Source organism: Burkholderia sp. GW821-FHT14F03 (assembly GCF_058803765.1).
The window spans coordinates 1-919 of the sequence record NZ_JBXAPG010000132.1; the positions used below are offsets into that span (position 1 = coordinate 1).

The 919-nt window shown below is 68.9% G+C and carries 1 protein-coding gene; it reads left to right on the forward strand.

The features are described from left to right. The coding region (locus AC1RQF_RS33360) for an efflux transporter outer membrane subunit (RefSeq protein ID WP_492874396.1) at window positions 1-846 on the forward strand (846 nt) is incomplete at its 5' end. Window positions 847-919: the final 73 nt, after the last annotated feature.

Genomic DNA, 919 nt, shown 5'->3' on the forward strand with positions numbered 1-919 from the left:
ATCACCGACGGCCGGGTCGGCGCGGGGCTCGACACCAACGTCGAGCGGCAGACCGCGCGCGGCAACGTCGCGACCAGCCAATCGACGCTGTCGGATCTCGACGGCCAGATCACGACGACGCGCTACCAGCTCGCGGCGCTGCTCGGCAAGGGCCCGGATCGCGGGCTGTCGATCGCCGAGCCGGTGCTGAACCCGAGCGGCGCGGTGGCGCTGCCGGACAACCTGCCGGCCGATCTGGTCGCGCGGCGGCCGGACCTGGTGGCCGCGCGCTGGCAGGTGGAGGCGGCGCTGCACAACGTGAAGGAAGCGAAGGCGGAGTTCTACCCCGACGTGAACCTCGCGGCGGGCTTCGGTTTCGATGCGTTCGGCTGGGGCAAATTCCTCAATTTCGCGAGCCGGCAGGCGCAGTTCGGCCCGGCGATCCACTTGCCGATCTTCGATGCGGGCGCGCTGCGCGCGCAGCTCAAGGGCCGCTATGCGGACTTCGATCTCGACGTGGCGAACTACGACCAGACGCTCGTGAACGCGCTGAACGAGGTGGCGACGCAGGTGTCGTCGATCCGCTCGATCGACCAGCAGATGGGCGATGCGCAGCGCGCGCTCGACGCGTCGACGAAGGCTTACGAGCTGGCGGTGATCCGCTACAAGGGCGGGCTGTCGCCGCAGCTGCAGGTATTGAACGCGGACAGCAACCGGCTCGCGGCCGAACAGACGGTGACGAACCTGAAGATGCGCCGGCGCGATCTGCAGATCGGCCTGATCCGCGCGCTCGGCGGCGGCTTCGACGCGACCGGCACGCGGCTCGCCGCGCCCGTGGTCGCGCGGCAGGCATCGAATGCGAACTGAGGCGGATTGAGCCGCCCGCCGCCCGAACCGATTCCAATTCATACACACACGTACTACTCGAGATAAGACGGAG